Origin of the sequence: Bacteroides ovatus (assembly GCF_001314995.1) — a bacterium.
In the GTDB taxonomy this organism is placed as follows: Bacteria; Bacteroidota; Bacteroidia; order Bacteroidales; family Bacteroidaceae; genus Bacteroides; species Bacteroides ovatus.
Map to the genome: position 1 here is coordinate 3,879,056 of NZ_CP012938.1, position 11,050 is coordinate 3,890,105.

The 11,050-nt window shown below is 40.0% G+C and carries 6 protein-coding genes; 2 read left to right on the forward strand and 4 right to left on the reverse strand.

Going from position 1 to position 11,050, the window contains the following annotated elements:
* Nucleotides 1-247: 247 nt before the first annotated feature.
* From Bovatus_RS15150 to Bovatus_RS15165, 4 genes are read right to left on the reverse strand one after another with little or no spacing between them, the layout of a single operon-like run.
* Nucleotides 248-2,308 carry a glycoside hydrolase family 2 protein gene (locus tag Bovatus_RS15150; RefSeq protein WP_004298526.1) on the reverse strand — a complete coding sequence of 687 codons (2,061 nt, stop codon included), beginning with the start codon at nucleotides 2,306-2,308 and terminating at the stop codon, nucleotides 248-250.
* A 7-nt stretch (nucleotides 2,309-2,315) separates the two neighbouring features.
* Nucleotides 2,316-3,542: a glycoside hydrolase family 88 protein gene (locus Bovatus_RS15155; RefSeq protein WP_004298527.1), complete on the reverse strand. Its 1,227-nt coding sequence runs from the start codon at nucleotides 3,540-3,542 to the stop codon at nucleotides 2,316-2,318.
* A gap of 35 nt (nucleotides 3,543-3,577) precedes the next feature.
* On the reverse strand, nucleotides 3,578-4,795 hold the full coding sequence (locus Bovatus_RS15160; protein ID WP_004298528.1) for a DUF2264 domain-containing protein: 1,218 nt from the start codon (nucleotides 4,793-4,795) through the stop codon (nucleotides 3,578-3,580).
* Between the two features lie 47 nt (nucleotides 4,796-4,842).
* The gene (locus Bovatus_RS15165) at nucleotides 4,843-6,474 is read right to left on the reverse strand and encodes an SGNH/GDSL hydrolase family protein (protein ID WP_052587938.1); all 1,632 of its coding nucleotides are present in this window, start codon (nucleotides 6,472-6,474) and stop codon (nucleotides 4,843-4,845) included.
* Between the two features lie 282 nt (nucleotides 6,475-6,756).
* Between Bovatus_RS15165 and Bovatus_RS15170 the strand changes: the two genes are divergently transcribed.
* Nucleotides 6,757-8,340 carry a glycoside hydrolase family 28 protein gene (locus Bovatus_RS15170; RefSeq protein WP_004298530.1) on the forward strand — a complete coding sequence of 528 codons (1,584 nt, stop codon included), beginning with the start codon at nucleotides 6,757-6,759 and terminating at the stop codon, nucleotides 8,338-8,340.
* 363 nt (nucleotides 8,341-8,703) lie between these two features.
* Nucleotides 8,704-10,974: a glycoside hydrolase family 95 protein gene (locus tag Bovatus_RS15175; protein ID WP_167560854.1), complete on the forward strand. Its 2,271-nt coding sequence runs from the start codon at nucleotides 8,704-8,706 to the stop codon at nucleotides 10,972-10,974.
* The last annotated feature ends 76 nt before the right edge of the window (nucleotides 10,975-11,050 follow it).

Consider the following 11,050-nt stretch of genomic DNA (forward strand, 5'->3'; position numbering starts at 1 on the left):
GCACATATTCAATTAACACAATAAATTCACGATCAATTTTACTGGAACAAAGTTATACGATTGGTATATAAAGAACCTTAATTACTGTACATTTACATGTATTCTGATTCAAAAAGTATAATCAGTGATGTACAAACCCGCTTTCCGTACTACAATACAAATTATTGGCATATAAGTACATACAGGCTTATTTTCAAGAACAAAAAACTACGGGAGCCTCCCCGTAGTTTTTATTTATACAATTAACTTATTTAATGCAATACCATTCACAGGTATCCGAAAGAAGTCCTTTCCCATTTTTCCCTTCCACACAAATGATATTACGTCCATCATTTAATCGGATATCTTTCCAGATAACACGATTCATTTCATCCGGTTTCATCGTTCCTATTTTCCGGTTGTTGATATAAAGAGTAGCCTCCTTTAGATTTGTAAAGACTTTAATATCCGTCTTCGGATTATCTCTTTTAGTAAAACGGCGGCTTGTAATATAAATCATAGGTTCCGGATTCCAGTTAGCCTTATAAAAGTAAAAAGCATCTTTCTTCGTTTTTCTATCATGTGTCACCAAACCCTTATCATTATATCCATCCTTCTCTCCTTCCTGACGCATATAAGAAGGAAAATCGGCAAATACCCAGATGAATTTTGCCCATAGATAAGGACGTTTTGCAAATGATTCCCAGTTACCTTCGTGGCAGAATGTCTGGGCTTCTTCCGGATGAAAATGACTATCGGAACGGTCTTCCATAGCAAGCGGCCATTGATGGTGATTGATACTTGCCCCACCACCATATTCAGAAACACCGACCGGTATTCCTTTTGAGCTATCCCTACAATCATCAAAAAACTTGGATGCCGAAGGGGCGGCATCTTTGTACCAACCGAAATATTTATTCCAGGCAATCAAGTCCGAGCACCCCAGATAGTAAGACTGGTCTACACAAGTAGCCAATGCTGTAAGCCGGGAAGAATCAATTGATTTATAAATTCCGTTGAGTTCTTTAATAAAAGGAATAGGATTATCATACTCCACAAATCTTTTCCCATCACTTACCAGTATCTCATTACATATACCCCAAAAACAGATAGAAGGATGATTAAACTTCTGATAAACCAACTCTTTCACTGCCAACCGTGCATTATCCTTATATCCTTCGGTATCAACAAATCCGGTAAATGCCTGTCCACCAGGACCGCACATCGGTATCTCCGTCCAAAGAATAATCCCATTCTCATCCGACAAATCATACATTGGTTCTGCGTGAGGATAATGAGCAAGACGCATCGCTGTTGCTCCGGACTCTTTTATAAGTTCCATATCCATCCGGTAATCTTCCGGAAGCAAGGCACTGGCTCTACCTACTGCATCCTCATGACGGCAGAAGCCATAAAGGTTCAGATATTCACCATTCAGGAAGAAACCCTTTTCATGATCCACAGAGAAATAGCGGAATCCTGTACGCTGCACCATCCTGTCTTTCAATAGATTGCCATCATACAACTCGACAGTCACAGTATATAAATAAGGATTCTTCTTCCCGTCCCAAAGAATAGGACGATGAATCTTCATCGGCTGTTTTACAATCACATCAGAGACTTCCACCTCATTACTAGCTACGGTTTTATTATCCGCATCCGCCACAGTTGTTTTAAGCCTTAGCCCCTGTTTCTTGTTTTTTAATGAAAGATGTGTCTCCACATTCACATCAGCAACCGTTTTCGAGATATTTTCCTGATGGATAAATACTCCCGGAGAAGCATAAAATAAAGGAGAAATACAATCCTGTCCGGTTACAATCAAATGGCATGGACGATGAATACCTCCATTCACATTAAAATCACCGCTAACAGGCAAAATATCTGTACGATATGCATTGCTAGCCCAAACTTCCAGCAAGTTCTCTCCTTCTTTCACCTCGTCTGTAATTTCAATACAAAAAGCGGTATATCCACCCAAATGCTCACCAACCGTGCGACGATTCATAAACACCTGTGCAGCCGAATTCACTCCTTCAAAATACAGGAAAAGGCGTTTATTTTTCATTGCCTTCGTCACTACCAACGGACGCTGATATACCATCATTTTACGCTCATATAATGTAGTCCCTTCAATATAACTCGTATTCCAAGTATGAGGTATAGTCACTGGAGTGAATGGAGCTTTTCGGTTTACTGTTGTGATAGGCCTACACTCCCAACCCTCATTCAGCGAGAAGATGGTGCGGGGAGAAGTTTCCTGTGCAAATAGTCCAATATTAACCAGGCACAGACATACCAAGCATAAAATTATAATTCTGTTCTTCATGTGATTCTTATTTCTTTATTTCAATACCAATTTTATCTTTTAAAATATCTTTTTTATAACGAAGCAAAGCTTCCACATAATAGTAATCAGCGTAAGTCAACGGTACATCCACTTCTTTCTTTTTGGGCTTGTTACCTACAGAGTGTTTTAATATAAAATCACAGTTTGTCCCCGGTTCTGCCAAATACTTAGAAGACGACAAATTTCTTAGCTGTGTCTCCGCTACGGATAAACATTCCTTAGAAAAGCGTCCTTTAGTATATTGGCTCAACTCAATCAAAGCGGATGCAATCACCGCTCCGGCAGAAGCATCACGCGGTGTGTCAGGAATATCAGGATCATCAAAATCCCAATAAGGAATCTTATCCTCCGGCAATTGCGGATGATTTATGATAAATTTAGCTACTTGTATGGCATGTTCCAAATATTTCTTCTCTTTTGTTTCACGATACATCATTACATAACCATACAGTGCCCAACCTTGCCCGCGAGACCAGTCCGAATCATCGGCATATCCTTGATAAGTACCTTTGTGATCCGGCTTCCCAGTTATTGTATCATAAGATACGACATGATAACAACTATAATCCGGACGGAAATGATTCTTCATTGTAATATCCGCATGAGAACGTGCTATGGAAGCAAAATCCGAATGTTCCGAATTTTTAGATGCCCATAATAATAATTCCAGATTCATCATATTATCAATGATAACCGGATACTGCCAAGTTTTTCTATTCCAGGATTTAATACAACCAGTTACCGGATTAAAACGTGTACTTAACGACTGCGCCCCTTGTAACATTACCTGCTTATATTCTTCATTACCGGTCAAACGCCATCCATTACCATAACTGCAATAAAGAATAAAACCTACATCATGATTACTGGTAGTAAATTGTTGTTTTTCCAGCCGCCTGGTATAATCTTCAGCATACATCTTTAATGAGACATCACCATTCGCTTCATACAAATACCATAATACTCCAGGGAAAAAGCCACTTGTCCATGCCCCTGCATTCGATGTTATAAACGCTCCCCTTTTACCTATGGTACGAGGAAGTTCATCTTTCTGCCCTAGTAATTTCTCCGCCATCTGTTTAGACTGCACAATAGCCGTATTCAATCCTTTATCTATAATAGTACGCATTTCTTTTCTATTATCCTTACCCGAAACAGAGCTACACAAAGAAAAGAAAATAGCAAAAGTAACAATCAAAAATCTTATTCTCATAGTTCAATTTATTATTTTTATAGTTTACATAAGAGTTAATCTCTCAATGCATGGTCAATAGGAACTTCTGCATCACTACCCCATATTTTTAACGAAGTCCATTCTTCCGGCCCACTACTCCAGAATTCATCCATAGCATCAAGCCCTAAAGGCAAAAAAACTAAAGTGCACATATACAAACTTCCTGTAGAAACATACTTCTCCGCCAAACGAGGCTGATGACCACAAAACCCCAATGTAAGCCATCCGTCTTTATCATACGTTCCTTTCACGAGTTGTCGTTTCATTGCTTTTGTCAAAGCACAACGCACCTGTGCCGGTTTAATTTCCTTCGGCAATTTCTTCATCAATGAGACTTGTGCCAATGCATGAAATGCCCCTAAACGATAAGCGATAGAACGTCCGACAGGTGGATAAGTCCCGTCCGGGCCGATCATTCTTTCCTGTTGTTCAGCAAAACGCACAAAACGCCTCAACTGTGTATCATAAAAATCGGCACCTTCTGCTCCACGACGTTTCAATACATCCAATATATCCATCATCATCGGTTGAATGACAAAACTATTATAATAGTCCATATGCAAACGATGTCCATCACCATACCACCCATCACCTTTATACCACTCTTTATGTTTTTGTAAAGCATAGGTAACAGGTTTCATATTACATTCTCCTGTGAACTCTAATAAAGCAACCTCAATCATAGCCGAAAACATTAACCAATTCTTGTCCGGTGCCTTAAAATGCCGGGATGCCTTCAGTTCCTTTATCAACCGCTGCTTGGTGATAGTATCCAAGCGAGTCCAAACCTGATCTTTTGAACGAAGCAATCCTTCCGCTACGTATGCAGCATCAACTAACTTCTGACTGTAAGGTCTATCAAAAGGCATATAATCAGGAGATTCCGGATCAACAGCATTAGCCAAAGACTTAACTACCAAATCAATATATTTAAAACGCAACTTTCCCTCTTCCGTTTTATCAACCGGAAGATTAAGCCATGGTGCAATTCCAGCAAATGAACGTCCTAATGCTTCCAAATGAGTCACATCTTTTCTATCATTACCAGTATTCAACCCGTCACGCGTCTCTACTGGCATATTCTTTCTTAATGTATTCCGGCTCAGATTCGTATAAATGGGATCCACCATTTTAATCATTGTTTTCACCCAATATTCACGTTCTCCCCCCGGCTTAGAGAAGACCAAAAGCGGAAATAACAATAAACACAAAAGAAAAATTCTCCTATTCATAGTATAATAATATTTGGGATTACAGTTTCTTTTCTGACTTTCGACACCTATCTCTTACTCAAAATATGAGAAAGTATTTTTGACGCCACAATCTCCTGCCCGGGCTCTGCCATGTGTACACCATCTTTAGCATAATAATCAAGTACTCCCAACAGCGGCTGATGGATATTAACGACATCAAAGCCCTGCTTTAAGGCCATAGTCTCAAGTTCCGGAACCAAACGTGCCAATCTCTTACCTGAATCCTGATATTTGGGACTAACATTTTCATCCCTCAAAGGTGGTGGAGTCACATAAATAAATTTGGTCTTGCCACTCCTACACAACTTATGCTTCTTAATTTTAGCCAAAAGAACCTTTAGATTTTCTGAAACTTCTCTTTGCCTTGAATCAAACATTTTTTTAGAATCATTTGTACCCAAGCATACGATAATATAATCATAACGTTTCTTCTCAACCTGTGCCTTATCCAAATATGCATCTATATTTTTGAGTGCATTAAGACGTTCTCTTCCATTATTATCAAACCCAATAGTCCTACCACTCTCAGAGAGATTAACAATATTTGATTCAGGCATCATCTTTTTCAACTGATCGACCCATCCACCTTTATTTTGACCATTCGAGTCTCCAATAGCCAATATATTACATTTCAAATCCGTCACAGTATGATTATAAGGCAGCAAACTTAAAGCTTGAGAAATCTGCTCATGCCTTCCTTCAAAAACCGTCAATTGTATATTTTCATATTTACGAAGTAAATGAACTTTACGATCATATAACATCTGATTCTTCTCATATTCAGGATTCATGCGCTTTCCTAAAAGTCCAAGCATTTCTTCAGGGGATATCAGATCGGAGTCCGACAAAGATTTCTCCATAATTTCTTTCATATCCGAACTCCCATATTTCAACTCTCCAACCAGTCTATTATACATATTTAAAGAATGAGTGATGGGAACAGAACCTTTATAACCGTCATGGATACCTGTGTATATATACAATCTCGAATTCTTCCGCTTCTCTATCGGGAAATCTTGTCTCAAAGGCGAACGAAGAATAGCGGTTTCTTTATTAAAGGTCTTTTTATCAAGAGATACAACACTTAGAATATCTTCCGCATATCTTGATCCTCTTCCTACACATTCCCAATACCAGGCTTCAATATCTGAAATTGGAACCCATGCAGAGAATGATTTCACAGGGTATTCTATATTCATGAAAGCGGCTAACGTAGCAAAGCCACCTCCTGATACCCCTATTATATGTACCTCCTCTGGATTAGCATTAGTATGCTTCAATGCATACTGAATGGCATCTTCAATATCCCCCAAAGCCAACGGACTCCCCATTGACGAAGGTGTCCTGTTAGCTCCCCTGAAATCAGGATGAATATAATTCCAGTCACGCGCCAATATCTCTTTAGCTAAAGGATCAGTCTGATTGTAATAACCGCTCCAGGTATGCAGACTTACGATCAAAGGCTGTGATACCTTGCTAGTCGACTTGTACATAAATGCCTTCTGAACTTCTCCATCTTTAGTGGAAGGAATCTCTACCTTCTGAAATGCCGGATCCCATTTTCTTTTTGAGGTATTGTCCCAAGCCGGTTCTTTCTGCGCAAAGAGCAGAACAAAGCAACTGGCACAAAAGAACAATGTAATTGCAATCTTTTTCATGGTTATCATATCTTTGAGATATTTTTATTTGGTCTATTATCGAATCAATATTCTACATGGCAAAAGTAGAGCTATTGAAGAATCCAAGTATGTAATCCAGTACAAATAAATAGAATTAAATCCTATCAAGAGCAAAAGCGTACAAGAAAATATGTTTTTGTACAGAGCTACAAATTTGAATCTATATAAACCTCTTTCTTTGCAACCAGAAATATTTTTAATTTTAATATCATGAGAATTTCGTATAAACCGTATTTACTTCCTACTCTGATATTCAGCTTTATGCTTCTATCTTGCCAATCAAATGCAGGATTAGAAACTATTATCACAGTTGAACAAGTCGGAGCAGCAGCCACACCGGACAAAATCGTACCTATTGAAGGAGCACCTTTTGAGATTCCACAACTGAAAAGACCCGTTTTCCCGGACTTTACTATTAACATAGAAGAGAAAGGGGCAAAAACAAACATTCCTATCACTTCTATTGTAAATCAAACAATTGAAGAAATTTCCCAAAAAGGTGGCGGAACCGTTATCATACCTAAAGGAAAATGGAAATCCGGACGCATCGTTCTAAAAAGTAATGTCAACCTGCACCTCGCAGAAGGTTCTGAAATCGAATTTCCGGGGAATGCAGAAGATTATCTGCCTGCCGTGTTCACCCGTCATGAAGGAATCGAGATCATGGGCTCCGGTTCATTCATCTATGCCAACGGTGAGGATAATATAGCCATTACAGGAAAAGGAGTTATTTACGGCCCTTCACTGGATGCCGAAATCAGACAGCGCCCTAATGGTAATACGGTAGTAGAAAAAGATATTCTGAATAATGCTCCGGTAGAAAAAAGAGTATTCGATGGTATGGACGGAAGAGGCTTCTATAAGCCTAAAACGATATCTCCGATTAACTGCACCAATGTTTTGATTGAAGGAATTACGATGGAACGCAGTACTTTCTGGAATGTTTGTCCGATTTATTGTGAAAATGTAATTATACGGGGAATTACCGTAAATTCAATAGGAATCCCCAGTGGTGACGGCATAGACATCGAATCCTGCAAGAATGTTCTTATAGAGTATTGCACGCTGAATTGCGGAGACGATTGCTTCACTTTGAAAGCAGGGCGGGCAGAGGATGGATTACGGGTTGGGAAGCCTACAGAAAACGTTGTAATCCGTTACTCCCTGGCTCAACAAGGGCATGGCGGAGTTACTTGCGGAAGCGAGACAGCCGGTGGTGTTAAGAATGTATATGTCCACGATTGTGTCTTTGACGGCACTCAAATCGGTATACGCTTTAAAACACGCCGTAACCGTGCAGGTGGAGTTAATGATGCTTTATACGAGAAAATCCGCATGATTAATGTAGGAGAAGCCTTTAAATGGGATTTACTGGGCAGCAAACGTTATGTAGGGGAACTCGCCGAACGCTATCCGCCAAGAGCTGTCAATAAGCTGACTCCGACTATCAAAGATATTCATATCAAGAATTTCATTGTAGAATCAGCCGAGAAAATTCTAAGTGTAAACGGGATTCCTGAAATTCCATGCAGTAATGTATTAATAGAAAACGGCAAGATTATCAGCAAAAAACTAATTGGCGCTTTAAACGATGTAGACGGATTCACTTTCAGAAATCTGGATATTTACGCAGAAGATAATAAAATCAATATATTGGACGGCCGGAATATTTTATTCGATGACGTAACCTTTGCTGTTCCACACGGGGAAATACTCACAAACATCAAAGGAGACAAATCTCAGAATATTTTTATTCAAAACGGAGAATCCCGGACAGAGTGTTCTATGGAGAAACCGATTAAAGTGGAAAAACTTAGCCAAGCTCTGCCAAAATCCAGGAAATAGATTCAATAGGTATTAATAATACAAAGGTTTTTGATTAGTTAGTTAAAAAAGGCTGTCTCAACAATGCAGAAAAAAATGAGACAGCCTTTTCTATTATGAGCTTATTCAAATTTTGCTCGATTTGAATCCTAAATAATATAAAAGAATAAATAATGTACAAGAAGATATATTTCTGTACTGAACTACATAATTAAATCTATATAAAACCACTTTCTTTGTAACTGGAAATGTTTTAATTCAAATACCATGAAAATAATCATTATAAAAAACATTATGAAATACCATTTCAGCACCCTGCTATTTTTACTCTTTACTTTCAGTATATCGGCACAACAGAAAGTTCCAGCAAATAACATTATTCCTATGGATCATAGTGTAAGGCCACAAGAGAAACTCACACTATGGTATGACCAGCCATCAGACAACTGGATGGATCTTTCACTTCCTATCGGTAACGGGCAACTGGGAGCTATGATCTTCGGTGGCATCGGATGCGACGAAATACAGTTTAATGAAAAAACCGTATGGACCGGACGTCCTAACGGCATTGAGAAAAAAGCCAACTACGGTGAATATCGTAACTTCGGCAACCTCTACATCAGCCATCGCGGAATTAAAACAGATACAAAGATCACCGACTACCGTCGCTGGCTGGATATACGTAATGCTGTAGCCGGTATGACTTACTCTATTGACGGAGTCCGATATGACCGCGAATACATAGCTTCATCTCCCGACGGAATGATTGCTGTGATGCTACGTGCTTCGGGAAAGGAGAAAATCAATGTAGATCTGCTACTGAAAGATGGCAATACCGATTACAACGGAACAGCATCGGGCACAAAAATCGACAAAGGAAACATGACTTTTAAAGGTAAACTAACCTATCTTTCCTATTATTGCCGGGTAGCAGTCACTCCATACGGCAAGAAAGCCAAAGTGAGTATCAATGATTCGGCACTTACCATAACCAAAGCCGACTCCCTGCTCGTTTTGTTGTCAGGTGGTACTAACTACAGTACTGAAACTGCCAACTATCGCACCAATGAATCAGTACTCCATCAACGCATTGACGACATCATAAACAAAGCCTTAGCCAAAAACTATACCACACTGAAAACACGTCAGCAGAAAAGCCACCGTATGCTTTTCGACCGCTGCCAGTTGTCTATCACACCCGACGACTGTAACACCAAACCGACACCGCAGCTTGTAGCTGACTATAATAAGACAGATTCATCGTATCTGGATAACCACTTCCTCGAAGAGCTCTATTTCAATTATGGTCGTTACCTGCTTATAAGTTGCGCCCAAGGCATAGCTTTACCTAGCAATTTACAAGGCATATGGAACTATAGCAACAGCGCTGTATGGCACTGCGACATACATGCTAATATCAATGTACAGATGAACTACTGGCCCGCAGAAGTCACCAATCTCAGTGAACTGCACAACAATTTGCTCGACTATATCTATAACGAAGCCCTCATACATACACAATGGCGCGACAATGTAAATACCGTATTACGTTCAGCTAACAAAAATGAGAATCAGAAGCCGGGTGGATTCTTCTGTTCCACGGCTAACAACATTTTTGGTGGCGGCACAGAATGGAAGTTACAGGAATATGCTGTAGTCAACGCCTGGTACTGCCTGCACTTCTACGAGCACTGGCTCTATACGGGGGATAAGACATTCCTTCGTGAAAAAGCATTACCCGTAATGCTTAGTGCTGTAGAGTTCTGGAAGAACCGTCTTATACGTGATGAAAACGACGGCAAATGGATTTGTCCGCGAGAATTCAGTCCGGAACAAGGGCCGACGGGCAAGGTGACAGCCCATGCACAACAATTGGTAAAGTCCCTCTTTAGTAACACCTTGAAAGCTTGCAAAGCTTTGGACAAAGACTGTCCGCTGAGAGCAGAAGAGTTAGAAGTCATCAATGACTATCACAACAATATCGATGACGGCCTTTATACGGAAATCGTCAACAAAGCAGATGGTGAGTTGTTACTGAAAGAGTGGAAATATGCCGGTCAGGATTCTATCGGCAGTCTGACCCATCGACATGTATCGCACCTCTTTGCCCTCTATCCTTTAAATGAGATAGATAAGACGAGCAATGACAGTATTTATCAAGCCGCATTACGTTCACTGAAATGGCGCGGTCCGCAAGCTACCGGATGGGCTATCAGCTGGAAAATGAACTTATGGGCACGTGCACAAGATGGTGGCTATGCTCGCAGACTACTAAAAAGTGCCTTGCACCATAGTACCCATTACCAAATGAAAGCTTCAACAAGTAGTCCGGGCGGGATATATAACAACTTATTTGACGCCCATCCGCCATTTCAAATAGATGGTAACTTTGGTACTACGGCAGGTATTGCCGAAATGCTCATGCAAAGCCATGCCGGCTACATACATCTACTCCCCGCATTACCACCCGACTGGACAAAAGGTAGTGTAAAAGGACTGAAAGCACGCGGTGGTTATGAAATCTCAATAGACTGGAAAGACGGCAAAGTCACTCATACTACCATAAAGTCTCCAAAAGACGATGAAGTCGACATCCTGATAAACGGACAGCTTCATCACTTAGTTTTAAAAGCCGGAATTACCACCCAACTCTGATAGTTTTTGTCAAAGCATATATTTATCTTTTATAAAAGAGCCAAGAAAGTATCTAGTAATGAAACGCCCTCTAAAA